The organism is Variovorax sp. IB41, from assembly GCF_016405905.1.
Classification (GTDB): Bacteria; Pseudomonadota; Gammaproteobacteria; order Burkholderiales; family Burkholderiaceae_C; genus Variovorax.
In genome coordinates this window covers 142,269-167,235 of sequence record NZ_JAEFCB010000013.1, presented here as the reverse complement: position 1 = coordinate 167,235, position 24,967 = coordinate 142,269, and the positions used below count along the sequence as shown (strand labels likewise).

The 24,967-nt window shown below is 68.5% G+C and carries 22 protein-coding genes; 19 read left to right on the top strand and 3 right to left on the bottom strand.

What is annotated here, in order from left to right; all coding sequences use genetic code 11:
• The 4 genes from JC881_RS22400 to JC881_RS22385 all read left to right on the top strand — a co-directional run.
• The coding region (locus JC881_RS22400) for a DUF2345 domain-containing protein (RefSeq protein WP_198787875.1) at positions 1-236 on the top strand (236 nt) is incomplete at its 5' end.
• 12 nt (positions 237-248) lie between these two features.
• Positions 249-2,021: a M23 family metallopeptidase gene (locus JC881_RS22395; protein WP_198787874.1), complete on the top strand. Its 1,773-nt coding sequence runs from the start codon at positions 249-251 to the stop codon at positions 2,019-2,021.
• Positions 2,018-2,515, top strand: a complete 498-nt coding sequence (locus JC881_RS22390; RefSeq protein ID WP_198787873.1) for a hypothetical protein — start codon at positions 2,018-2,020, stop codon at positions 2,513-2,515. The genes JC881_RS22395 and JC881_RS22390 overlap by 4 nt, the downstream gene beginning before the upstream one ends.
• The gene (locus JC881_RS22385; RefSeq protein WP_198787872.1) at positions 2,512-2,925 is read left to right on the top strand and encodes a hypothetical protein; all 414 of its coding nucleotides are present in this window, start codon (positions 2,512-2,514) and stop codon (positions 2,923-2,925) included. The genes JC881_RS22390 and JC881_RS22385 overlap by 4 nt, the downstream gene beginning before the upstream one ends.
• A 257-nt stretch (positions 2,926-3,182) precedes the next feature.
• Here JC881_RS22385 and JC881_RS22380 read toward each other — a convergent pair whose 3' ends face one another.
• Positions 3,183-3,911: an alpha/beta fold hydrolase gene (locus tag JC881_RS22380; protein WP_198787871.1), complete on the bottom strand. Its 729-nt coding sequence runs from the start codon at positions 3,909-3,911 to the stop codon at positions 3,183-3,185.
• Between the two features lie 145 nt (positions 3,912-4,056).
• Here JC881_RS22380 and JC881_RS22375 point away from each other — a divergent pair, with 145 nt between their 5' ends.
• The 4 genes from JC881_RS22375 to arsH are packed head-to-tail and all read left to right on the top strand — an operon-like array spanning position 4,057 to position 6,850.
• Positions 4,057-4,383 (top strand): ArsR/SmtB family transcription factor, encoded by a 327-nt coding sequence (locus tag JC881_RS22375; protein ID WP_198787887.1) that lies wholly within the window; start codon positions 4,057-4,059, stop codon positions 4,381-4,383.
• Positions 4,384-4,405: 22 nt separating this feature from the next.
• Positions 4,406-5,707, top strand: a complete 1,302-nt coding sequence (locus JC881_RS22370; RefSeq protein WP_198787870.1) for an arsenic transporter — start codon at positions 4,406-4,408, stop codon at positions 5,705-5,707.
• Positions 5,704-6,135 (top strand): arsenate reductase (glutaredoxin), encoded by a 432-nt coding sequence (gene arsC / locus JC881_RS22365; protein ID WP_198787869.1) that lies wholly within the window; start codon positions 5,704-5,706, stop codon positions 6,133-6,135. Before JC881_RS22370 ends, arsC begins: the two co-directional genes overlap by 4 nt.
• Positions 6,119-6,850: an arsenical resistance protein ArsH gene (gene arsH / locus JC881_RS22360; protein ID WP_198787868.1), complete on the top strand. Its 732-nt coding sequence runs from the start codon at positions 6,119-6,121 to the stop codon at positions 6,848-6,850. The genes arsC and arsH overlap by 17 nt, the downstream gene beginning before the upstream one ends.
• A 29-nt stretch (positions 6,851-6,879) precedes the next feature.
• Here the strand turns inward: arsH and JC881_RS22355 are convergent, their stop codons facing one another.
• The gene (locus tag JC881_RS22355; protein WP_198787867.1) at positions 6,880-7,794 is read right to left on the bottom strand and encodes a LysR substrate-binding domain-containing protein; all 915 of its coding nucleotides are present in this window, start codon (positions 7,792-7,794) and stop codon (positions 6,880-6,882) included.
• Positions 7,795-7,868: 74 nt separating this feature from the next.
• On the opposite strand from JC881_RS22355, the gene JC881_RS22350 reads away from it, so the two are divergent.
• From JC881_RS22350 to JC881_RS22320, 7 genes are all read left to right on the top strand, one after another.
• Entirely contained in the window at positions 7,869-8,732 is an 864-nt protein-coding gene (locus JC881_RS22350; protein WP_198787866.1) for an HpcH/HpaI aldolase family protein, read from the top strand.
• Positions 8,716-9,690, top strand: coding sequence for a Bug family tripartite tricarboxylate transporter substrate binding protein (locus JC881_RS22345; RefSeq protein WP_198787865.1), 975 nt, complete (start codon positions 8,716-8,718; stop codon positions 9,688-9,690). Before JC881_RS22350 ends, JC881_RS22345 begins: the two co-directional genes overlap by 17 nt.
• Before the next feature lie 50 nt (positions 9,691-9,740).
• A complete protein-coding gene (locus JC881_RS22340; RefSeq protein ID WP_198787864.1) occupies positions 9,741-10,619 on the top strand; it encodes an amidohydrolase family protein in 879 nt (292 codons plus the stop codon).
• A 3-nt stretch (positions 10,620-10,622) separates the two neighbouring features.
• Positions 10,623-11,756 (top strand): hypothetical protein, encoded by a 1,134-nt coding sequence (locus JC881_RS22335; RefSeq protein WP_198787863.1) that lies wholly within the window; start codon positions 10,623-10,625, stop codon positions 11,754-11,756.
• On the top strand, positions 11,753-12,964 hold the full coding sequence (locus JC881_RS22330) for a DUF5624 domain-containing protein (protein ID WP_198787862.1): 1,212 nt from the start codon (positions 11,753-11,755) through the stop codon (positions 12,962-12,964). The genes JC881_RS22335 and JC881_RS22330 overlap by 4 nt, the downstream gene beginning before the upstream one ends.
• Positions 12,965-13,003: 39 nt before the next feature.
• Positions 13,004-13,984 (top strand): Bug family tripartite tricarboxylate transporter substrate binding protein, encoded by a 981-nt coding sequence (locus JC881_RS22325; RefSeq protein WP_198787861.1) that lies wholly within the window; start codon positions 13,004-13,006, stop codon positions 13,982-13,984.
• Between the two features lie 126 nt (positions 13,985-14,110).
• Positions 14,111-15,163 (top strand): porin, encoded by a 1,053-nt coding sequence (locus tag JC881_RS22320; protein WP_198787860.1) that lies wholly within the window; start codon positions 14,111-14,113, stop codon positions 15,161-15,163.
• A gap of 15 nt (positions 15,164-15,178) precedes the next feature.
• On the opposite strand, the gene JC881_RS22315 is transcribed toward JC881_RS22320, so the two are convergent.
• On the bottom strand, positions 15,179-16,159 hold the full coding sequence (locus JC881_RS22315; RefSeq protein ID WP_198787859.1) for a helix-turn-helix domain-containing protein: 981 nt from the start codon (positions 16,157-16,159) through the stop codon (positions 15,179-15,181).
• Positions 16,160-16,295: 136 nt separating this feature from the next.
• Between JC881_RS22315 and gnd the strand changes: the two genes are divergently transcribed.
• The 4 genes from gnd to JC881_RS22295 all read left to right on the top strand — a co-directional run bounded on the left by gnd (position 16,296) and on the right by JC881_RS22295 (position 24,960).
• Positions 16,296-17,717 carry a decarboxylating NADP(+)-dependent phosphogluconate dehydrogenase gene (gnd, locus tag JC881_RS22310; protein ID WP_198787858.1) on the top strand — a complete coding sequence of 474 codons (1,422 nt, stop codon included), beginning with the start codon at positions 16,296-16,298 and terminating at the stop codon, positions 17,715-17,717.
• A gap of 102 nt (positions 17,718-17,819) precedes the next feature.
• On the top strand, positions 17,820-19,532 hold the full coding sequence (locus JC881_RS22305) for a DUF2138 family protein (protein ID WP_198787857.1): 1,713 nt from the start codon (positions 17,820-17,822) through the stop codon (positions 19,530-19,532).
• Positions 19,533-19,543: 11 nt separating this feature from the next.
• On the top strand, positions 19,544-20,212 hold the full coding sequence (locus tag JC881_RS22300; protein ID WP_198787886.1) for a DUF1175 family protein: 669 nt from the start codon (positions 19,544-19,546) through the stop codon (positions 20,210-20,212).
• Positions 20,213-20,214: 2 nt separating this feature from the next.
• Positions 20,215-24,960: an MG2 domain-containing protein gene (locus JC881_RS22295; RefSeq protein WP_198787856.1), complete on the top strand. Its 4,746-nt coding sequence runs from the start codon at positions 20,215-20,217 to the stop codon at positions 24,958-24,960.
• Positions 24,961-24,967: the final 7 nt, after the last annotated feature.

The window sequence follows — 24,967 nt, the reverse complement described above, 5'->3', positions numbered from 1 at the left end:
AGCTGGAGGCCAACCGGATCAGCATCACCGCCAAGGAAGAGATCCTGATCAACGGGGCAAGCAGCTACACGCGGTGGAATGCCTCGGGGATCGTGCACGGCACCCAAGGCATCTGGCGCGAGCATGCGGCCACGCACAGCTTTGCAGGGCCCGACAGCCTGCCTGTGGCCATCGCCTCCTTCGACCTGCCCCAGGTGCTGCCGAAGAAAAACGGCAAGTTTCGTTTCTCTGTCTGAAGCTCGATCGACATGATCATCAGCCCCCCTTTTCTCTCGCTCAGCGACATCCCCGTCTACGACGGGCAGTGCGTCAAGGACGTCATGCCCGGTGGCATCGTTGGCAGCGGCGCTTATCCGGTCAGCCAGGCCATGGGCTGGCACGGCGGCCTTCACATCCATGCGCCGACCAACATGGAGCCCGTGCGCGCCATCGCCGACGGCATCGTGATTTTCAGGCGCGCCGCGGGCAACGCGCGCTACGACAACGAGGACCACTCGACCGGTTGCGTCGTGATCCGCCACGTGACCGAGATCGGCGCACAGGGCACCACGCCCGTCACCGTGACCTACTACTCCATCACCCAACACCTGCGGCAACTGGACCACGCTCTGCCCCCTGTCGGCAGGGCCATCTATCGCAAGGACAGGCTCGGGCTGGCTGGCACCATCCACGGCGAGAGCGACCGCATTCATCTGGAAATCATCGCGGGCGACGCCGACACCCTCAGGCTCGTCGGCCGCACCACGGGTGAGTTGGCCCTCGGTGGCAACGGCCGCACTGACGCGGTCTACGGCCAGGCGTACGTGCTGGTGCCCGCCAAGACCGCGTGCTACAGCGCCCAGCCGGTCGGCGTCACCCTGCCGGCGGCTGCGGGGGACAGTGGCAACGACGACCTGATCATTGGCATGAGGTATGAAGCGGGTAGCGCCACGCTCACCACTCACAAGCTCAACGGCGACATCGTGGGTACGGCGCCCCGAGAAACCGATGCCGAATACAACCTCTATACCGAAGCAGGCGCGCGCCATCGCCGCTTGAGCACAGCCGACCAACTCATCAGCAGCCCCAGCGGCTGGTACGAACTGCTGCGTTTCGGTCGCAATCTGGGCACCGACCCCTTGCCTGCGAATGCAGCCCATTGGCGCAAGGTCGCCGTGCCGGGCCAGCCGGGCGGCGTCTGGATCAATCTGAATGCCGCCAACACCAGGAAATTCAGCGACGCCGATTTTCCGCATTGGTCAGGCTGGAAGCTGATCGATGACGACGTTGCCGACGACAACAGTCGCTGCGACTCAACGGTGATGAACGCGATGCTGACCTCGCCGCCTCCACCGGGCGCCACGGCGTCACCTCAATCCGGCGCCACGGCGGCTCCCACACCAGCGCAGAAAGCAGCCGATCGCATGCACAACCTGTGCAAATCCGAAGTGCAGGAGAAATTGGCCAGGACCATCTGCAAGTTTCCGACCGAATGGGCAAAGGATGAAGTGCGCAAGCGCTGGGCATGGACAAGGGAGACCGGCAACCCCCATATGCCGTACCCGCTGGAAGACGAAACCGACTTCACGGAAATGGCGGACTTCGCGCAGAAACTCTGCTTCTGGGAAGACCTGCCTGCCGAAGACCAAAACCGACTGACGATCAAACACTGGCACTTCCATCCAAGGGAATTCATCAAGCACCTCAGGATGTGTGGGTGGTTAGGGAAAGAGGAATTGGCGCAACTGCTGCCCCGCCGATCTTACAAGTATGGACTTAATCCACCCAGAACTGACCCGGTGAATATTGGCTGGGTAACCGCTTTGCAAAGATTTTCAACCTACTCCAATGAATTCAACAGGGTCACCAGAAAATACGGAATTGGAATTGGTTTTCGCCTTGCTCACTTTCTAGGTCAAGTATTCATAGAAACCGATATCATCAGAACAATGAAGGAAATTGGACAAGGGCGACAAAATTCAAACGGCCATTGGCCGGCACCTGCCATGGAGTTCTATACCGTTTTTTTGGGCGAGGCATGATGCAATTGACTTGGCCAGAAAACTTTGATGGGTATCGAAGTTTTCGAACTTCGGCTTCGCTTCCCGATTCGACGGGCGCTTATACAGACCAATGGAACAGAATTACTACTACATCGATTCATTACTGGGCAAACCCCCGCGACGGTGGAATTCAACAAGTATGGTTCCCCCGGTACGATCCAGAAATAATTTCAAGCGACCCCTACAACGCCTGCGACTCCGCAGGCTGGTACTGGATCTCGAAAGCTATCGGCAATCGTCAAATCAATATCAACCGAGTTTGCGATCAGGGAATGACATCGGCAGCCATTGGAAGAGCGTCCGTCCTTGTGAACGGCGGAGGCTACGGGTACTTAGAGAGGCAAGCGTATGCGTTGTTTGTGATTCAATATTTAAGCGATTTTTCGCCCCGCTCCGACGAAGCGCAAATCCAAATCATTCATGGCAGGGCGACTGCGAATATTTTGGTTAACTATCAAGCGCAACGGCAATGAAATCGAAATTTCTCTGTTTCGTGGTTTTTTTTCATTTTGCTTTTCCTGCTTTTGCAAAAGACATGGTGTTGGAGTCAAAAAATGAGTTCCGTGCATGCATGCAAGAGACCAAGCCAGCCAGAAATGACTGCAATTTCGGAGGGTGTGGAAATATCGCTGGAACTTGCTATGAAAGACAGCTAAATGAGATTTCATCGGCAACTCAGGCTCTAACGAAAAAACTTAACGCCGGGCGGTGCAAGCAGGCCGCAAATTCAGCCTCTGATGAAGTCGATGATCTCGACGCGAAACTGAAACTGCTCACCCCTTTTGATGGCACTTGGAGTGGGTACGATATTCAGGTCGAAGTAGCATTGTTGAAAAATCGCGTCATGAATGCGCTAGCAACAGAGTGTGAGATTTCAGAATAGAACGGTTTCGATGCACAATGCGTGCCCCACGCCCACCCAAAGCACTGTGCGATGGGCAAGTCGGGCAGAAGGGAAATGGCATCGAGGGTGATTTGACACTCTGCGCTCTCAAACTCATTCGTAGCATTGAATTTATTGACTAAATAGCGAGTTCGTTTATTTCTCGGGATTTATATCAAATACCACAACGCAGGTGCACTGTGGATATACCTGACAGGCTGAATATCGAAGGAAACCGCGGTTGAGCAAGCGCCTCATCAGTCGCGCCCCGCCTCCGCGATCGCCTGCGCGAGCCGCGCGGGGTTCGAGAAGAACATCTCGTGGCTGCCGGGGCACTCCACCAGCCTGAAAAGCCCCAGCCGCTCCGACAGGCGCGGGTGCCACGGCAGGCTGTGCGGCAGCGCGATGTCCTGCTGGCAATTGACGTAGGACTTGCCCAGCGCGAGCGCCGCGAGCGGTTGCTTCAACCGGATCTTGTCGGTGAAGGTTCGGTACGGATGCGGGTTGAGCTTTTCGTAGGCCGCCTGCGCGAGCGCGAGGTCGGCATCGTTGATGAAGGCATCGCGCCACACCTCGAACGGCAAGGTCACGGCGTTGCCGTTCGCGCCGGCGATGGCGTCGAACATCGCGATGTAGTGCGGCGGCACCATGTCGTTGAGCGATTCGCCGTCGAGCGGCACGAAGGCGTTGATGTAGACGAGGCGCTTCAACCGCTGCGCGATGCGGTCCGCCACGCCGGAGATCACCATGCCGCCGTAGCTGTGGCCTGCCAGGCGCACGTCGGTCAGGTCTTTCTCTTCGATGTAGCGCACGGCCGAGTCGATGGCGTCTTCGAGGGTGGTCGTCGCGCGGTCGTCGCCGGCGCGGTTGCCTGCGAGCGTCGGGCAATGCACGGTGTGGCCGGCTTTGCGCAGGTGCTCGGCCACGGCTTCGATTTCCGCGCCGGTGTGCCAGGCGCCGTGGACGAGAACATAGGTGTCGGACATGGGTGTCTCCTTTTTCGCGGGTGGCAGGGAGCACGACTGTAGGAACCGCTGCGCGATGCGGATGGCCGCGGACTGCCAGGGCCATGGCCGGTTCGCGCCACGCGTCGGGATTGTCATCATTCAATAATTCAACGATACTTGAATGATGGAAGAAAACGACGTCGTCCGATCCCTGGCCGCGCTGGCGCAGCCGATACGCCTGCGCGTCTTTCGCGCCCTCGTGGTGGCCGGCCCCTCGGGCCTCACGCCCGGCGCGCTGACCAAGACGCTGGGGGTCCCGGCGACGGGCCTGTCCTTCCACCTCAAGGAGCTCGTGCATGCGGGCCTGATCTCGCAGGAGCGGCAGGGCCGCAACCTCATCTGCCGCGCGTCGTTCGATCGGATGAATGGCCTGCTCGGCTACCTCACCGAGCATTGCTGCGAAGGCGAAGCGTGCGCGGTCGACGGCAAGGCCGCGGCCTGCGATTGCTGAGACAAAAAAAGCCTTCGCTCGAATGCTGTCCGCCGTCCTGATCTTCGTCTTCACCCTCGTGCTGGTGATCTGGCAGCCGCGCGGCCTGGGCATCGGCTGGAGCGCCTCGCTCGGCGCGGTGCTCGCCCTGGCTTTCGGCGTGGTCCACCTGTCCGACATCGCGGTCGTCTGGGGCATCGTGTGGAACGCGACCGCGACCTTCATCGCCGTCATCCTCATCAGCCTGCTGCTCGACGAGGCCGGCTTCTTCGAATGGGCCGCGCTGCACGTGGCGCGCTGGGGTGGCGGGCACGGCCGGCGGCTCTTCGCATTCATCGTGCTGCTGGGCGCCGCGGTGTCGGCGCTCTTCGCCAACGACGGCGCGGCGCTGATCCTCACGCCCATCGTGATGGCCATGCTCGCAGCGCTCGGCTTCACGCCCGCGGCCACGCTCGCGTTCGTGATGGCCGCCGGCTTCATCGCCGACACGGCCAGCCTGCCGCTCGTCGTGTCGAACCTGGTGAACATCGTCTCGGCCGACTTCTTCGGAATCGGCTTCAACGCCTATGCGTCGGTAATGGTCCCCGTGAACATCGCGGCGGTGCTCGCCAGCCTTGCGGTGCTGATGCTGTATTTCCGCCGCGGCATTCCCGCGCGCTATGACGTGGCGCAGCTCAGGGCGCCGGCCGATGCGGTCCGCGACCCCGCGACGTTCCGCGCGGGCTGGGTCGTGCTGGTGCTGCTGCTCGTGGGCTTCTTCGGGCTGGAGCCGCTGGGCGTGCCGGTGAGCGCGGTGGCGGCCGCGGGCGCCGCCCTTCTTCTGGCGGTGGCCGCGCGCGGCCATGTCATCAGCACGCGCAGGGTGCTGCATGGCGCGCCGTGGCAGATCGTCGTGTTCTCGCTGGGCATGTACCTCGTGGTCTATGGCCTGCGCAACGCGGGACTCACGGCCCGGATCGCTTCGCTGCTGGACGTCTTCGCGCAGGGCGGCGTCTGGGGCGCGGCCCTGGGCACCGGCTTTCTCGCGGCCGCGCTGTCGTCGGTCATGAACAACATGCCGACGGTGCTGGTCGGCGCGCTCTCGATCGATGCATCGGGCGCGAGCGGCCTCGTGAAAGACGCGATGGTCTACGCCAACGTGATCGGCTGCGACCTCGGCCCGAAGATCACGCCCATCGGCAGCCTCGCCACCCTGCTCTGGCTGCACGTGCTCGAGAAGAAGGGCACGCGCATCGCCTGGGGCTACTACTTCAGGGTCGGCATCGTGCTGACCGTGCCCGTGCTGCTCGCGGCGCTGGCCGCGCTCGCGCTCCGATTGACTCTCCCTACCCTTGCTGGGCCATGACCGACATCACCATCTATCACAACCCCGCCTGCGGCACGTCGCGCAACGTGCTCGCGTTGATCCGCAACACGGGGGAGGAGCCCACCGTCATCGAGTACCTGAAGACCCCGCCCGACCGCGCCACCCTGCAGCGGCTGATCGCGGCGATGGGCGTGCCGGTGCGCGAGGTGCTGCGCCAGAAAGGAACGCCGTATGACGAGCTCGGCCTCGGCGATGCGAAGTGGCGCGACGACGAACTCATCGGCTTCATGCTGCAACACCCGATCCTCATCAACCGGCCGATCGTGGTGACGCCGATCGCCACGCGCCTGTGCCGGCCGTCCGAAGCGGTGCTCGACATTCTTCCGCGCCCGCAGCGCGGCGCATTCACCAAGGAAGACGGGCAAGCCGTCATCGACGCGAAAGGCCAGCGTGTTCCCAAGTCCTGACGATCTCCCCCACCTCGACGCCGCAGCCTTTCGCAAGCCCGACCTGCAGGCGCTGCTGCCCGCCACGCGCGCGATGCACGCGACGCATGCGCCGCGCATCCTGCTGCTCTACGGCTCGGTGCGCGAGCGCTCCTACAGCCGCCTGCTGACCGAGGAGGCCGCGCGCCTCTTGCGCGCGATGGGCGCCGAGCCGCGCATCTACGATCCGCGCGGCCTGCCGCTGCCCGACGCCGAACCCGAAGACCACCCGAAGGTGCAGGAGCTGCGCGCGCTCGCGCAATGGTCCGAAGGCATGGTGTGGACATCGCCCGAACGCCACGGCGCGATGACCGGCATCATGAAGGCGCAGATCGACTGGATCCCGCTGGCCGTCGGCTCGGTGCGCCCCACGCAGGGCAAGACGCTCGCGGTGATGGAGGTGTCGGGCGGCTCGCAGTCGTTCAACGCGGTGAACCAGCTGCGCGTGCTCGGCCGCTGGATGCGCATGCTCACGATCCCCAACCAGTCGTCGGTGGCCAAGGCCTTCATGGAGTTCGACGACGACGGCCGCATGAAGCCCTCGCCTTATTACGAGCGCGTGGTCGACGTGATGGAAGAACTGGTGAAGTTCACGCTGCTCACGCGCGACTGCGCGGACCACCTGGTCGATCGCTACAGCGAACGCAAGGAGAGCGCGGAGGCGCTGTCCCAGCGGGTCAACCTGCGCAGCATCTGAAACGCTGCGAACGCTGCGGTGGCAGCGCGCTACGACGCGACCCGGCGCTTCGCCCTGCGCTTGAGCGCCGCGCGAAGCTCCTTGAGCATCAGGTCCACATACGGATTGGGGTCCGCCTGACGGTGCGCCAGGTAGAGGCTGGAGACGGCCTCCTTGTCGAGCACCGTCTGGTAGACCACGCCGTCCAGCTGGATGCAGCGCGTGTCGCCCGGCACCAGCGCGATGCCGACGCCGGCGGCCACCAGCCCCGCGATGGTCGATGCCTCGCGCGCCTCCTGCACCATGCGCGGCCGGAAGCCCGCCTTGGCGCACAGGTCCTGCACCTTCCAGTAGAGCCCGATGCCGGCATTGCGCGGGTACATCACCAGCGGCTCGTCGCGCAGGTCGGCAATGCGCAGCGGCTTGCCGCTGAGCCGGTGCTCGCGCGGCACGACGGCCGTGAGCGGCGACTGGTACCACTCCTCCACGGTGATGCCGGTCGGAATCTCGACGTTCGGGCGGCGCAGCACGGCAATGTCGAGGCTGCGCCCGTGCACCGCGTCGAGCTGTTCCAGCGAGGTCATTTCCTTCAAGGTCAGCACCACCCGCGCATGCTGTTTCCGGAAGCGAAGAATGGCGCCGGGCATCGCCGGCGACAGCATCGACGACGCCGTGTAGCCCAGCGCGATGCTCCCCACCTCGCCCGAGGCCGCGCTCTGCGCCTCGCCCTTGGCCGTTTCCACATCCTGCAGGATGCCGCGCGCCCGCTCCAGGAAATGGCGCCCCGCCTGCGTGAGGAACACGCGCCGCTTGTCGCGCTCGAGCAGCCGCACCTTCAGCTCCTCCTCGAGCGCCTGGATCTGCACGCTCAGCGGCGGCTGCGCGATGTGCAGGCGCTGCGCGGCGCGCGTGAAGCTCAGCTCCTCGGCAACCGCGACGAAATAGCGCAGGTGGCGCAGTTCCATGATATTTCCCAGGTATTGAAAACCGACAACAATCGGTATTTCCAAATATAAGACAGCTTGCCTACGATGCCTGCATGACAAGCAGAGACAAGCCGCAGGCGCACCCTGCACCCCGCCCGTTCCAGGGCCACCCGCTGATCCAGGGGCTGGCCCGCGGCGAGCCCCTCGCGGCCTTCGGCATCCGCATGGCGCGCACCACCGATGTCGCCCGGCTGGCCAAGGCGAGCGGCCACCACGCGATCTGGATCGACCTGGAGCACAGCACCATCCCGCTCGATGCGGCCGGCGCGATCTGCGCCGCGGCGCACGACCTGGGCCTGATGGCGCTGGTGCGCGTGCCCGAGCGCGAGTACGGCGCCATCGGCAGGCTCCTCGACGCGGGCGCGTCTGGCCTGATCTTTCCGCGCGTGGAGACCGCCGCGCAGGCCGCCGACCTGGCCGCCGCCTGCCGCTTTCCGCCGCACGGCCACCGCTCGGCCATCGCCGCGCTGCCGCAGTTCGGCTATCGCCGGCTGCCGGCGGCCGAGACCTACCGCCTGGCCAACGATACGGTGGTCGTCAACGTGCTGATCGAGAGCCCGCTGGGCATCGAGAACGCCGAGGCGATCGCGCGCGTTCCCGGCGTCGATCTGGTGAGCATCGGCTGCAACGACCTGAGCGCCGAACTCGGCGTGCCGGGCGACTACCGCCACCCGCTGGTGCAGCACGCGCTGGACACCGCGCTCGCAGCCTGCGCGCGCGCCGGCACGCCGCTGTCGATCGGCGGCATCGCCGACGCGGCGCTGAACGCCGAGCTGCTCGCGCGCGGCGCGGCGCCCTTCCTCATGACGGGCATCGACACCGACGTGCTGCTCACCGCGATGCACGAGCGCGTGCGCGGCGCGCTGGCCGCCCATGCATCCATTGCCGCGGAGAAGCCGCATGCGCGCGCGGCCTGACTGGCGGGCGCTGCTTGTCGCGGCGGGCCTGCTGCTGGGCACCGCCTCTGCCGCCGCGCCGCAGGCCTACACGATCATCGTGCCCGCGCCGCCCGGCGGCCCCATCGACCGCGTCGCGCGGCTCCTCGCGCCCGACCTGTCGGCCGCGCTGGGCCACCCCGTGGTGGTCGACAACCGCCTGGGCGCGGCGGGCAAGATCGGCGTGCAGGCCGCCCTGCGCGCACCGCGCGACGGCCATACGCTGATCGCGGTGTCGCCGTCCATCGCCTCGGTCAATCCGGTGGTCGACAAGGCGCCCGGCTACGACCCGCTGACTGATTTCGACGCCCTGGGCATCGCTGCGACCAACGCCGGCGTGGTGGCCGTGCGCGCCGGCCTGCCGGTGGCCGACATGGCCGAACTCGTGCAGTACGCGAAGGCCCATCCGGGCGAGCTCACCTACGGCTCCTTCGGCATCGGCACCAGCCTGCACCTGCAAAGCGAGGAGCTGCTGCACACGCTGGGCATCGATGCGCGCCACATCCCATACAAAGGCGAGGCGCAGGTGATGGCCGCATTGGCCGGCGGCGAGGTGGACCTGATGCTCTACGCCACCGCGCCCATCGTCCCGCTCGTGCAGAGCGGCCGGGTGCGGGCCCTGGCGGCCACATCGTCCCGGCGCTGGGCGATGCTGCCGCAGGTGCCCAGCTACGCCGAAACCGGTGTGCCCGCCTTGCGCACCTACGAATACCGCTCCTGGGTCGGCCTCGTGCTGCCCACCGGCACGCCGGCCGCCGAAAAGCAGGCGGTGCTGCGGGCCTGGCAACGCGCGCTGGCCAGCCCGAAGCTGCGCGAGTCGCTGACGGCGCAGGGCTTCGAGCCCGCGTCGGGCGACCCCGCGGAAATGCAGCGCACCGTCGCCGGCGAGATCGGGCGCCTGCGCGCGCTGCTCGCGAGCGGCCGCATCAAGCTCGACTGAACGCCTCCCTTTTTTTCCTTTTTTTCCTTTTCTTCCGCCATCGCTCGACCATGACCCACGAGATCCTCACTTCCAAGCCCATGCGCGACGCGCAGACCCTCACCCGCGCGGCCTTCCAGGTGCCCGCCGGCGCCTGCGATGCGCACGTGCATGTCTTCGGCCCCGCCGAGCCGTACCCGCACGTCGCGCACCCGCACTACACGCTGCCGGACGGCAATCTCGCGCAGCTGCGGCGCGCGCTCGGCGTGCTGGACATCGAACGCTTCGTGATCGTGCAGCCCAGCTTCTACGGCACCGACAACCGCTGCATGCTCGATGCGCTGGACGCCGTGGGCGACCGCGCGCGCGGCGTCGCGATGGTGACGGACGAGGTGCCTGAAGAGGAACTTCGCGCGATGCACGCGCGCCGCGTGCGTGCGCTGCGGCTGGACCTGTTCCTCCGCGCGCAGTTGCCCACGGCCGAACTGCACGCCTACATCGAGCGCAGCATCCGGCGCATCGCGCCGCTCGGTTGGCACGTCCAGTTCTACACACCGGGCTGGGTCGTGCGCGACCTGATCCCGGTGCTGCCCGATCTCGAATCGGACTTCGTGATCGACCACATGGGCTACATGCTGGAGAGCGACGGCCTCACCCGCGCCGACTTCGACCGCCTGCTGCGCGCCGTCGCCGATGGGCGCGGCTGGTTCAAGCTGTCGGGTCCCTACCGCCTCGCGAAAGACGGCAACTACGCACGCCTCAGGCCGCTCGCGCAGGCGATCGTCGAGGCCGTGCCCGACCGCGTCATCTGGGGCAGCGACTGGCCGCACATCCCCGAGGGCGGGCGCGACACCGGCGAGTTGCTGAACCTCTTGGCCGACTGGATTCCCGATGCGGCCGCGCGCCGCAAGGTGCTGGCCGACAACCCCGCGCGCCTGTTCGGCTTCTGACCCATGACCGACCTCACCCTCATGCCTCTCATGCCCCTCATGCATTGCCTCCAGGAACTCGACACCTCCGGCGCACGCGCCGCCGAGGTCTTCACGCACGCCGGCACACGCTACCTCGTGGTGCCGCAACTGGCGCAAGACATCGCCGGCCAGCCCGCGCAGATGACGCTGGGCAACAGCGACGTCGAGGCGCTGGTCTACCGCTGGGAAAGCGGGCAGTTCGTCGAACACGCGCGCCTGCCGGTGCCGGGCGGCGAGGACGCCGAGTTCTTCTGCATCGGCACCCGCGCATTTCTCGCCACGGCGAGCCTGCGCACCGGCTCGGGCCCCTACGCGCTGGACACGCACTCGACGATCTTCGAACTGGTGGACGGCCGCTTCGACGTCTTCCAGCGCATCCCGACCTCGGCGGCCAAGCAGTGGACCCACTTCGAGATCGAGGGCCGTCATTTCCTCGCGCTCGCGCAGGGCGTGACCCACGGCGACGCGCCGCTCGCGCCCGGCGCGGAATCGTGCCTCTTCGAATGGGACGGCGAGCGCTTCGCCAAGGGCCAGACGGTGCGTTCGGGCTGGGGCTACAACTGGGCCTTCTTCGAGGTCGAGGGACAGAAGCTGCTGGCCTATGCCGACCATGCGGTGCCCTCGCAGCTGCTGCGCTGGAACGGCGACGCCTTCGAGCCCTTCCAGGAATTCGACGGCAAGAGCGGGCGCGCCTTCTGCTGCTTCGAAACGGCCGGCGCCACCTGGCTCGCGTTCGCCTGCCTGCATGAAGAAACCGTGCTCTTCCGCTGGACCGACGGCCGCTTCGAACCGCACCAGGTGCTCAGCGGCCCGGGCGGCCGCGAGTTCGAATGGATACCGACGGCGGATGGCGGACGGCTGGTGCAGATCAACTTCCTGCACGGCACGCGCGAGGCGCCGATCCCGCGGCTGCAGTCGACGATCTCGCGCATGCAGGACGGGCTCATGGTCCCGGTCGGCGAGTTCCCGACCTCCGGCGGCACCGACGCGACCTGTTTCGAATCGGAAGGCCGGCGCTACCTCGTGGTCACGAACAGCCTCAGCGGCGAGGTGCGGTTTCGCACGCCGAGCCGCGTGTACCGCCTCGACCTCGCGGCAGGCAAGGAGCCCGAATGAATCAGCTTCCTGTATCGCCGCAGAGCCACCAGAGCCCCGAACTGCTGCGGCTCTTCGAAACCTACACAGGCGGCCCGAAGGGCATCGGCGCGAACCTCGCCGCGCTGACCGGCGCAGCGACAGCGGGCGACCCGCTCATCGTGGCCACCAGCGCGGACGTGGTGCTGTTCCCCGGCAACGGCCGCGACCCCGAGGTGCAGGGCTTTCGCCTGTCCACGCGCGGCTTCAAGGAACTGGCCGGCATCTCGCACCACGGACCGGCGGTGGCGTCGATCCTCAAGATGCGCCTGGTCGACCGCGAAGGCGCGTTGTGGCGCACCGAGGCCGGGCGGCTGCTGGCCGCGACGCGCATCGCGCGCGAAGCCAACTCGGTGGCGCTGTGGCGCGACACGATCGCGGTGCCGGCCTACCGGGGGCGCGAAGAGAAGATCGCGAAGCTGGTGCACTACTCGTGCGCGCTGACCGAGCGATATCTCGAGCGCGTGCTCGCGCGCCCCGAGCTCTTCACGCCCGAGGACATGCGCACGCATTACCTCGAAGGCACAGGCACCGCCGTCGGCGCCACGGTGCCGATGAATGCCGTGATGATCGCGACCTTCTTCCTGGTCGGCATGGACATCAGCCACCGCGTGATCGGCTGGCTGGAGCGCCATGCCATCGACTGGTCGCGCGCCATGGCGCTGGTCGTGGGGCGCCAGGGCCGGCCGACCGCCGGCGTGACCTGGACCACCAACTCGGTGGCCGCGATGATCCTGGGGGCCTCGCGCCACACGCTCTCGCTCGACCGGCTCTTCATCGCGCCGCACGCGGGCGAGTTCGCGCCCGGCGCCGCCAACGACATGGCGGCTCTCCGCGCCTTCGAGACGCCGATGCGCCAGCTCTGGGCGCACACGCATGCCGTGAGCGAACTCGGCGCGCTGATGTACGAGGGCTATCCGCGCTACGAGCCCGGCTCGACCGTGCGCCCCGTGCTCGATGTCGACACCCGCGCGGTCGCCGAGATGCCGGCCATCGCCGGGCCCGATGACTGGCGCGCGCTGAACACGCGGCTGCGCGTGGTGCTCGAAGACCCGCGCCAGCTGCTCTCGGGCTGCGTGACCGACTACGCCGTCGAGCAACTGCAGGCGCACGGCAACGATCCGTCGCGCGTGACGGTGCCGGGCCTGGATGCCACGGCCTACCCGCCACTGCCCGGCGACGCCGCCTAAGCGTCGCGCCCCGAATACAAGAAATACCGGAGACAAACCATGCAGAAAAAACTCACCCACTCGCTGCTCGCTGCATTCATCGCTTTGGCCGCGTCAAGCACCTTCGAGTCCGCCTGGGCCCAGGGCGCGCCCTGGCCATCGCGCCCGATCAAGATCATCACGCCCACGCCCGTGGGTGTCGGCTCCGACATCTTCGCGCGCGCCTATGCCGACCGGCTCGGCCGCGCGCTGCAGACGCCGGTGGTGGTGGAGAACCGGCCCGGCGCGCTGGCCTCCATCGGCACCGATGCGGTGGCCAAGGCGGCGCCCGACGGCTACACGATCCTGTTCTCGACCAGCAACCCGTTCACGATGACGCCGTTCCTGCTCTCGAAGATGCCCTACGACGCGAAGCACGACCTCGTGCCCGTGACCCAGGCGCTCAAGGGCGGCTCGTTCATCGTGGCCAACAGCGCGGTGCCGGCGAAGAACATCCCCGAACTGGTCGCGCTCGCCAAGCGCGAGCCGGGCAAGATTTCCTTCGCCTCGTACGGCTCCGGCACCACCTCGCACCTGGGCTTCGAGCTGTTCCAGGAGGCGGCCGGCATCGAGCTGCTGCACGTGCCCTACAAGCAGAGCGCCGCGCCCGACCTGCTCGGTGGCCAGGTGCAGCTGGGCTTCGAGCCGCCCGTCTCGGCGCTGGCCAACATCAAGTCGGGGCGGCTCAAGGCCCTGGCCTACACGGGCAGCAAGCGCAGCCCCGCGGCGCCCGACGTGCCCACGCTCTCGGAAACCTATCCGGGCGTGGAGGTGTTCACCTGGCTCGGTTTCTGGGTGCCTGCGAAAACGCCGCCGGCGGTCGTGGAACGCCTGCACAAGGAGATCGTCGCCATCACGCATTCGCCCGAGATGGTGAGGCTCATCAACGAGGCAGGGCTCGATCCCATCGGCAGCACGCCCGCCGAAGCGGCAGCCGCCGTCGAGCGCGAGGCGCAGGCCATGGGCCGGCTGATCAAGGCCAAGAACATCCGCATCGACTGACGCTGCCCCGGCGCGGCTGAACGCGGCGCCGCTTTTTCTTTCCCGAAGTTCCCACGCCGCGGTGCCTGCAGTGCAGGCGCCGTGCGCCGACGCACGCCAATTCATTTCTACAACGAGGAGACACCCATGAGGATCACCACCCTTCCCTTTCGAATTCGCCGCCGATTGCCGCACGCCGTCACCGGCGCGATCTGCATCGCCGCCAGCGCGAGCGCCACGGCGCAATCGAGCGTCCAGGTCTTCGGCACGCTGGACATGAACGTAACCTACTCGAAGAGCGACGGCCGCTCGGTCAAGTCGATGGACCAGGGCGGCAACATCTTCCCCAGCCGCCTGGGCTTTCGCGGCACGGAGGACCTGGGCGGCGGCCTCGCCGCGAGCTTCTGGCTGGAGATGGCGCTGCTGCCCGACACCGGCGAGATCCAGGGCACGGGCTTTCACCGGCGCTCCACGGTGAGCCTGTCGCACAACAGCTTCGGCGAGCTGCGGCTCGGGCGCGACTACACGCCCACGTTCTGGAACATCTCGCAGTTCTCGCCCTTCGGCACCGTGGGCGTCGGCGGCTCGGCCAACATCGTGGAGGGCTGGCCCTTCGGCCTCGGCGGTGCGCGCACGCTGGCACGCGCCAACAACTCGGTGGGCTACTTCTTGCCCAAAGGCCTGGGCGGCTTCTACGGCCAGGCGATGTACGCCCTGCCCGAAGGCGAAGAAGGCGCGCGCTACCGCGGCGGGCGCGTGGGCTGGACCAACGGCACGGTCGACGTCGCCGCGGCCTACGGCGTGACGCCGGTCGGCCCCAACGACTACACCGTGGCGACCCTGGGCGGCACCTACGACTTCGGCCTCGCCAAGCTCTACGCGAACTACTACCGCCAGAAGACCGAGGGCGACAAGCAGGTCAACGCGATGCTGGGCGTGAGCGTGCCCGTCGGCGCGGGCGTGATCAAGGTGTCGGTCGCGCGCTCCAACCGCTCCGGGCCCGGCCTGGACAACGACGACGCGACGCAATACGCCGTCGGCTACGTGCACTACCTGAGCAAGCGCACCGCGCTGTACGGCACCTACTCGCTCGTGCGCAACCGCGGGAACGCCGCCTACGTGGTGGCCGACTCGTCGCCGGCCAGCACGCCGGGCCGCGCGGCCAGAGGGCTGCAGTTCGGCATCTCGCACAACTTCTGAGCGCGCGTCAGCACCTCAACGCAGCCGCCGCAGCTCGCCCGGCGTGCGCCCCAGGTGCCGGCGGCACTGCCGCACGAAGTGCGAGGCGTCGGCGAGCCCCACGCGAGAGCCGATCTCGGCGACGCTCAACCGGTCGAAGCGCGCATCGGCCAGCATGCGTTGCGCCACCTGCATGCGAAAGCCGGTGAGCGCGGTCGCGAAGGTGGTGGCGCCATCGGCCACGCACCGGTGCAGGCTGCGCTCCGAAATGCCCAGCTCGCGCGCCACGGCCGCGGCGGTGAGGCCGGGCTCGGCATGGCGCTCGCGGGTGGCGTCGAGCACGCGCCGGCGCAGTTCGGCGCGGCCGCCCTGGTCGGGCATGGCAACCGGTTGCCCGAACGCCAGCGAAAGCAGCCCGCCCAACTGGTCGGTCAGCAGCGCCGGCGGCAGCGGCGGCTTGGCGGCCACCTCGGGCGAGAGCTGCTGCGCGAAGCTGCCGAGCACGCCGCCCCAGCCGGTGCGTCCGTCGATGCGTTGGGCCACGAGGTCGCCGGCATCGGGCAGCCACGACTCGACCCACGCGGTGGGCAGTTCGATCGAGATCGTGTCGGCCGACTGCAGGAAGTGAAAGGCGTAGCAGCGCCGCGAATCGACCAGCACCACGTCGCCCGGCAGCATGCGGGCGGACCGGTCTTCCTGCACGACCACCCAGGGCGAATCGGTCTTGCAGAGCAGGTAGTAGTAGTTGCTGCGGCTGTGGGCGATGGCGCGGCGGGTGCGGTAGACGTCCTGCGCCGTGCCGCGCACCCGGTTCACGCCCAGGGGCCCGAGCGGCACGGATTCGAGCGTGGCGCCGAAGGTGCGCGCCTGGCTGCTGGTCACGTCCATTTCGAGGAAACCTTCGCAGATCGCGCCGATCCAGTAGTCCAGGCGCTGGGGCTGCGGCACGGCGTCGGTCGACCAGGTCTGGATGGCGGCGGGAGTGACTTGGGTGACTTGAGTGACGGCATGGGTCATCCCGCAACATAGCCAGCCCGGGCGCGTTTGCCAAGCGGGTATAGACGCCCTCCGACGGCGGGCGGCGGTGGCCCCCGGCACAATGACCGTCACTACGACCACCACCAACCGCATACGCATGAAGGGCGCAACACACATGAGCAAGCAAAGCGATTTCGGACTGATCGGCCTGGCCGTCATGGGCCAGAACCTCGTGCTGAACGTGGAAAGCCGCGGCTTCCAGGTCAGCGTCTACAACCGCACCGAGGCCACCACCGAGGCCTTCGTCGCCGCGAACCCGGGCAAGAAACTGGTCGGCACCAAGACGCTCGAGGAGTTCGTCCAGAGCCTGGCCAAGCCCCGCAAGATCCAGATCATGGTGAAGGCCGGCGCGCCGGTGGACCAGGTGATCGAGCAACTCATTCCGCTGCTGGACAAGGACGACATCGTCATCGACGGCGGCAACAGCCTCTACACCGACACCGAGCGCCGCGACGCGTACCTCTCGAGCAAGGGCCTGCGCTTCATCGGCGCCGGCGTCTCGGGCGGCGAGGAAGGCGCGCGCAAGGGCCCCTCGATCATGCCGGGCGGCCCGCTCTCCACCTGGGAGGTGATGAAGCCGATCTTCGAGAGCATCGCGGCCAAGGTGGACGGCGAGCCCTGCGTCATTCACATCGGCCCCGGCGGCGCGGGCCACTACGTGAAGATGGTGCACAACGGCATCGAGTACGGCGACATGCAGCTGATCTGCGAGGCCTACAGCCTGTTCAAGGCAGCCGGTTTCACGACCGACGAGATGGCTGCCATCTTCAACGAATGGAACGACGGCGAGCTGCAGAGCTACCTGATCCAGATCACCGCCAAGGCGCTCGAGCAGAAGGACCCGGAAACCGGCAATCCCATCGTCGACATGATCCTGGACAAGGCCGGCCAGAAGGGCACGGGCCAGTGGACGCTGATCAACGCGGCCGAGAACGCGGTGGTCATCAGCACCATCAACGCCGCGGTCGAGGCGCGCGTGCTCTCCTCGCAGAAGAAGGCGCGCGTGGCGGCCAGCAAGGTGCTGCAGGGGCCGAAGATCGAACTGTCCCTGGAGAAGAAGGCGCTGGTGGCCAAGGTGCACGACGCGCTCTATGCCTCTAAGGCGATCAGCTACACGCAGGGCTTCGACCTCATCAAGACGATGGGCGACAAGAAGGAGTGGAAGCTCGACCTGGGCGGCATCGCGTCGATCTGGCGCGGCGGCTGCATCATCCGCGCGCGCTTCCTGAACCGCATCACCGATGCCTTCCGCACCGATCCGGCGCTGGGCAACCTGATGCTCGATCCGTTCTTCAAGGACCTCCTGAACCGCACGCAGCAGAACTGGCGCGAGGTGGTGGCACTCGCCGTGAGCAACGGCATCCCGGTGCCGGCGTTCAGCGCGTCGCTCGCCTACTACGACAGCTACCGCACCGAGCGGCTGCCGGCGAATCTCCTGCAGGCGCAGCGCGACTTCTTCGGCGCGCACACCTACGAGCGCACCGACAAGCCCGAAGGCCAGTTCTTCCACACCGACTGGCCCGAAGTCATCGGCTGAACCGGCTTCGGCCCGGCGCCGCGTCAGCGTCTTGCGGACCTGCCAGAATCGCGGCCACGCGCTGCCGGGGGGCGGCGCGGCCTTCATGTCGGGTAGGGACTCATGGACACAAGAAAAAAATGGATGGCCGCGGCGCTCGCGGCCATCGTGCTGGCGGGTGCGGGCGTGGCCGTCGTCAAGATGCGGCGGCCGCATTTCGAGGGCGACATCAACGCCCTGAACGTGGACCTCGCGGCGCCCTTCGCCTACATCTCCACCCCCGCGCTCTCGCGCCTGCCGCGCGACATCGTGCAGGCACCGGTGGTGCGCGACGTGCTCACCGAGGATTTCGCCTTCTATTACGAAGACCAGGAAGACCGGCTGAGCCTGCGCGGCGCGATCAAGCGCATCGCCTACGAGCGCGAGACCACCTGGTCCGACCAGCTGCTGGCCACCGCCCTGGACGAGCCGGCCGAGATGGCCTGGTGGCCCGATGCCAAGGGCGCCCCGCGCTACTGGGCGCTGACCATGACCCGCGGCGCCGTGGCCACCGCCCTGCAGGGCCTGGCGGGCATCGCCGCTAAGGATTCGCAGCTGAGCATCATCGGCACGCTGAAGGCCAACGGGAGCGACGTCGATGCCTACGCATTGGTGCTGTCGCCGCGCCGCACGCTGGTGCTGCTGTCGCAAGGCAACCGCGTGGTGGTGCTGAGCGATGCGGGCCTGCTGTTCAACAACGAAAGCCAGGCCAGCGCATCGGCGCTGGAGGTGGTGGCGGGGCTCCTGTCCGGCGATGCCCGCTCGCAATCGGCGTGGCGCCGCGGCTTCGGGCTGGGTGAACAGGCCGCCGGTGCGACGGGTGCAGCCGGCGCAACAGGCGGCTCGGCGATCGTGGCCGATGCGCGGCTGCTGTCCTTCGGCTACCAGCATTTCTTTCCGGGCGTGCAGGCGGTTCGCTTCGACGTCGCGTCGAACGGCGCCGCGCTGCGCACTTCCGTGCGCGTGAAGGCATCCGGCACGCTGCCCGCCGCGCCGGGCGACCGCGAGCTGTGGTCGGCGCTGCCGGCCAACCCGGCCGCCTGCACGCTGCTGCCGGTCGAATGGGGGCAGATGGAAAAGCTGATGGAAGACGCCCCGCCGCCGCCATCGGCCACCGGCGACACCCAGCCGGTCGAACCTCCCAATGCCGATGCGATGAAGGCCCTGGCCGCGCAGTTCGACGGCCCCGCCGCCATCTGCTGGTATGCCCGCTCGCAATTGCACACGCCGCTCTTCGTCGCGCGGCTGAAGGCCTCCGCCGGCCCCGAGACCGATGCGACGCTCGCGGGCCTCGCGAGCTGGGTGATCTCGACCAACGCCGCGAGCACCGACCCCGCCGCGAAACCCGGCATCGGCAAGTGGCAAAGTCAGGTGAAGGGTCCGTGGGGCCCGTATGCCGATGGCGATGACAAGGCCTACCGGCCCACCCTCACGCGGCAGGGCCGCTGGGTCGCCTTCTCGCCCGATGACAAGCTGGTCGAACTCGCGCTGAACACGCAGGCCAAGCGCTACCCGGGCGTGGCCGATACGCTGCCCCCGGCGGGCGGCGCCACGCTGGTGGTCGGCGCGCCCGCGCAGATCGCCGACCTGCTGCAGCGGGAAGCCATGGCCGTGCTGCCCGCCGACCAGGAGATCCTGCGCCAGGCCGCCCGCCAGCACTTGGTGCCGCGCCTGGATGCGCTGCGCAAGCTGCCGCCCGCACGGGCCGTGGCGCAAGGCGCGGGCGACGGCAACGGCTGGGTGCCGGTCGAGTGGCAGGCGATGACGGCCGCGGCACCGGCGCAGCAGCCCAAGTGACGCGCCCTTTCATGACGCCCGGCATCGACCGCCGGACGGCGCTCGGCCGGGGCGCGGCGCTGGCCCTGGCGTCCGCGATGCCGGCGCTGCCCGCGCTTGCCGCAACGGCGGCAACGCCATCGCTCGATCGCGCACAGTCCGCGCATTTCCGCGACTGGATGACCCTGCTGATCCACGAGCAGATCGAGCGCGGCCCCACGCCGCGCTGGACGCACCGCGACTGCGCGGGGCTGGTGCGCTTCTCGGTGGCCGAATCGCTGCGCGAACACGACGTGGCCTGGCGCCGCGCCAACGGCCTCCTCTCGCGCCGCCTGCCGCCCGACATCGACCCGGCCGCCGCGGCGCCGCTGCGCAACACCTGGCGGCGCGCCGACGGCACGCGCGACGCCTACGTCGGCGCGCTCGAGCTGGTGCAGGAGAACACGCGCTTCGTCACGCGCCAGCTGCAGCAGGCGCTCCTGGGAGACATGCTGTTCTACGACCAGGGCGACGAGCAGCACCTGATGGTGTGGATGGGCAACTACATCGCCTATCACACCGGCCGCGTGGAGCCCGGCGACAACGGCCTTCGCGCCGTGCGCGCCACCCAGCTGCTCGGCTGGAGCGACACGCGCTGGCGCCCGTCCGACGACAACCCCAATTTCGCCGGCGTCTACCGGCTCGCCTTTCTCGCACGATGACCATGCACACACCCGTCCAGTCCCTGCGGCCCTTGTTGCGGCGTCTCTTTCCGCTCGCGCTCGCGGCGGCCACCGCGTTGGCGGCGATGCAGCCGCTCGCCACCCACGCGGCGCCCGATGCGCAGCCCCAGCCGCTGGAGAACAGCCGCTCGCCCTACACCGGCGAGCCTTTCTTCCTGCTGTCGGACGCCACCTTCGCGAGCGACCAGACGGCCCTCGTGCGCCTGGAGGTGAACCAGCCCTCGGCGCTGGAACAGGTGGGCGGCGTGGACGTGCTGGTCTACCGCATTCCCGACGCCCTGGCCTTCCTGCAAAAGCAGAAGAACCTGCACCGCGTGCAGGTGGGCGCGCGCCCCGCCGACGAGGGCCTGGCCAACACGCTGACCCACCTGTGGGACAGCTGGGTGGTCAAGTCGCGCCTGGCCTGGCAGCGGATGTTCTCGGCCAGCGCGCGGCGCGCGGTGACGCAGCAGGCGCCCGAACTGAAGACGCCCGCCAAGCTCACCCAGCCCTCGGTCTTCGAGGAGCCGCGGCAGTTCCGCCCGATCCCGGGCCTGCCGGTGGTCGAGCGCTTCCGCTACCCGGTGCACAAGGCCCAGCCGATCGGCCTGCCCAAGGGCGTGAAGCTGGAAGGCTCCAGCAGCGAATTCATCACCGCCTCGCAAGGCAACGTGTTCGTGCCGGTGGGCAAGCGCGCGCCGGGGCTGTACCTGGTGGAAGCCATCAGCGGCCAGTTCCGCGCGACCACGCTGCTGTTCGTCTCGGACACCGTGGCCATCACCAAGGTCTCGGGCGACCAGATGCTGGTGTGGGCCGCGCAGCGCGCGGCCGGCGCGCCGGTGGCCGGCACCAAGGTGGTGTGGACCGACGGCGTGGGCGTGCTCAAGAGCGGCGAGGCCGATGCCCAGGGCCTGGTCAAGCTCGACCGCCCATCGCCCGAGCAGACCTACGTGTTCGGCCAGGACCCCGCGGGCGGCGTCTTCATTTCCGAGAATTTCTACTATGACAGCGAGATCTACAACGCCAAGGTCTACACCGTGACCGACCGCCCGCTGTACCGCCCGGGCGACTGGGTGAACGTGAAGGTGAGCGGGCGCGAATTCCGCAGCGCCCGCGAATCCGTGGCCCTGAAAGACGCCGACCTGGCGCTCGCCGTGCTCGACCCGGCCGGCCAGGTGGTGCATGCGCAGAAGCTCGCCTTCTCCGGTGCCAAGGGCGCCGACGCGCGCTTCCCGCTGCCCGACAACGCCGTGGCCGGCGGCTACGAGCTGCGCCTGGCCATGGGCGGCGACACCTACACGGCGGCCTTCCGCGTGGCCGATTACCAGAAGCCGCATTTCGACATCGTGCTGCTGCCCGAGAAGTCCGACTTCAAGACGGGCGAAGCCGTCGGCGGCAAGCTGCAGCTGAACTACCCCGACGGCAAGCCCGTGGCGCGTGCCCGTGTGAGCCTCACGGCGCGCTCGCAGAAGCTGGCCATGGTGAACGGCGAGCTGGACTACGCGGGCCAGTTCCCGGTCAAACTGCAGCAGGCCGAGCTGGAGACCGACGGCGATGGCGTCGCGAAGTTCTCGCTGCCCGCGGCCACCGAGCCCAGCCGATACCTGCTCACCGCGCTGGCCACCGACGGCGCGGCCTACCGCGTGCGCACCTCGCGCGAGCTCCTGGTGGAGCGCGGCGCGGTCTCGTTCCGCCTCGCGGCCGAGCGCCAGTTCTCCCAGCCGGGGCAGGCGGTGGCCTTCAAGCTCGCGGCGAGCCAGCGCGCCGGCGCCACCGTGGCATCGGTCGCGCCAACCGACGCGGCCGCCGCGACCGCCACGCCAGCGCGCCCCGCCACCTGGGAATGGGTGCGCCTGGAAGACCGCACCAAGCAGTCCGGCCCCATGCCCGCGGGCGACACGCTCTCGGTCAACTTCCCGGCGTCGGGCAGCTACACGCTCTCGCTGCTGGACGACAAGGGCCGCATCGTCGGCGCCGCCAGCCATTGGGTGAGCGGCGACGGCGTGAAGGCGCCCGCCGGCAGCGTGGGCATGGTGCTCGATCGCGCGAGCTACCGCGCGGGCGACACGGCCCAGGTGCTGGTGAGCTTCCCCGAGCCCGTGGACAACGCCCTTCTCACGCTGGAGCGCGACCGCGTGGAAGCCACCGCGCTCATGGGCCGCAGCGCCGACTGGATCAAGAGCGAGCGTGTGGCCCCCACGCAGTGGAAGTTCACGCTCCCCGTGCGCGACGCCATGAGCCCCAACATGACGCTGTCGGTGGCCTACGTGAAGAACGGCGACTACGTGTTCCAGAACCAGGGGATCATGGTCGAGCAGGAGCGCATCGCGCTGGCCTTCACGCCCGACAAGGCGGTGTACGCGCCGGGCGACACCGTCACCATCGACGTGAGCGCCACGCTGGCCGGCAAGCCCGTGGCCACCGACCTGGCCGTGGGCGTGGTCGACGAGATGATCTACGTGCTGCAGCCCGAGATCGCCCCGGCCATCGGCGATTTCTTCTATCACCCGCGCCGCAACAACGTGCGCACCAGCGCGAGCCTTTCCTTCATCGGCTACGACCTCGCGACCAGCAAGCTGGGGACGCTCCCGGGCGCGCGGCAGGTGAACGACCGCGCGGTGAAGGTGCTGGAGCGCCCGCGCCGCGACAACATCGACACCGCCGCCTGGGAGCCGCGGCTGGCGACCGACGCCTCCGGCCACACCCGCTTCAGCTTCACCATGCCCGATTCGCTCACGCGCTGGCGCATCACCGGCCGCGCCATGAGCGCCGCCGGCGCGGTGGGCCAGCAGGTGAGCTGGGTGCGCTCGGACAAGGCCTTCTACGCCAAGTGGACCAGCCCCGACTGGCAGCGCCAGGGCGACAAGGCGCAGGCCTCGCTGGCGCTCTTCAACCAGACCGGGCGCGACGCCAAGGTCGAATGGACCGCCAGCGGCGCGGGCGTGGAGCGCAAGGACACCGTCACGGTGCGCCCCGGCGTCAACTTCATCGCGCTGCCGCTCGCCGCCGGCGACGCCGACAGGACCGGCGCGGTCGCCGTCACGCTGCGCCAGGACGACCGCGTGGTCGACAAGCTCGACGTGCCGGTGCGCCGCATCCCCGTGGCATGGCGTGCGCCGCGCGACAAGGCGCTCGACATGTCATCGGGCAATGCGCCGCTGGCCCTTCCGCCCGACGCATCGCGCGTGCGCGTCTCGCTCGCGCAGGACGCCGGGGCCGGCGCCTTCAGCCAGCAGATCGACGCCCTGATCGACACCCCGCGCGGCGGCGTGGAGCAGACCGCCAGCCGCATGCTGCCGCTGTCGCTCGCGCTGCAATCGCTGTCGGCGGCGCAGCAGCCGATGGCGCCGGCGCTCGCGCAACGCCTGGCCACCGCGCGGCTCGCGCTCGCGCAGATGGCCGGCCCGCAGGCGCAGTTCGGCTGGTGGGGACGCGGCATGCCCAACGATGCCTTCCTCACCGCCTACGCCTACTACGCCGACTGGCGCGCCACCCAGGCGCTGCGCGTGACGCTGCCGGCCTCGAACTGGCAGCGGCTGCTCGACGTGTACGCCAAGGACGGCCAGAAGCTGCCGCCGCTGCAGCGCGCGCTCGCGCTCTCGTGGATGCAGGAGATGGGCCTGCCCGTGGGCTCGATGGCCGGCGGCCTCGCCGACCAGTTGGCCGCCCAATCGGCCAGCGACGCCACGCAGCTGGCGCAACGCCGCGGCAGCCTCGCGATGGTGGACACCGCCGCGCCCAATCCCCTGGACACCCGCGACATGGCGCTCGTGCTGGCAGTGCAGACTGCCGGGCCGGCGGTTGCCAGCGCCAAGGCGCGCGCCGCCGCCGACGAGGCCGCCGCGCGCCTGGCCGCCGTGGACGCGCCGCTGGTGCAGGCGCTGCTCATGGCCACGCAGCGCGCCGGTGCCGACAAGGCCGCGGCGGTGCTCGGCCAGATCCGTGCCGACACGCCCTCCATCGACCGCGCGCAAACGCTGCTGTGGCTGCATCGCGCGCTCGGCGCGAGCAGGCTCGCCGCCACGGATGCGCCGTCCCTCGGCGCGCCCTGGGTGCGCGCGACCGACGGCACCGGCACGGGCTGGCGCCTGCCGCCCGGCACTGCCGCGCCGGCCACGCTGGAACTGCCCGCCGGACAGAAGGCTGCCTGGGCCTTCGTGAGCTACGAGAGCAACGAAGCGCAGGCACCCGCGCTCGATGCCAAGGTCGAGCGCACGCTGTGGCGCGTGGTCACCCAGCCGCGTCCGGCCCCCGAGCCGCCAGCAGCAGCAGCGGCGCCGGGCCAGCCCGCGCCGGCACCGGCGCCAAGCGCGCCCGCCTCCACGGTCAACGACGGGCGCATCACGGTGAAGCTCGAGGCCGTGAAGCCCGGCACGCCGCTGGACACCAACGCGCTCTACCTGGACCAGCTCACCGTCACCGCCCCCAAGGCCATGCGCTGGAGCCTCGTGGAGGCCGCGCTGCCGCCGGGCGCGGCGGTGGAAGAAAGCACCTGGGGCATCGACATGGCCGACAGTGCCGGCAAGTTGCAGCCGATGGAGCGCGCGCAGAGCCAGGCCACCGCGCAGGGCTACGCCGTGCCGGTGGACACGCTCGCGGCGGGCACGCCGCTGACCGTGCGCCACCTGGTGCGCTTCGCGCAGCGCGGCACCTTCAAGCTGCCGCCGGCGCGCCTGTTCCGCGTGTACGAGCCCGAGGCCAAGGCCCTCGAGGGCAACGGCCACTGGGCCAGCGTCGAAGTGCGCTGAGCGGCGG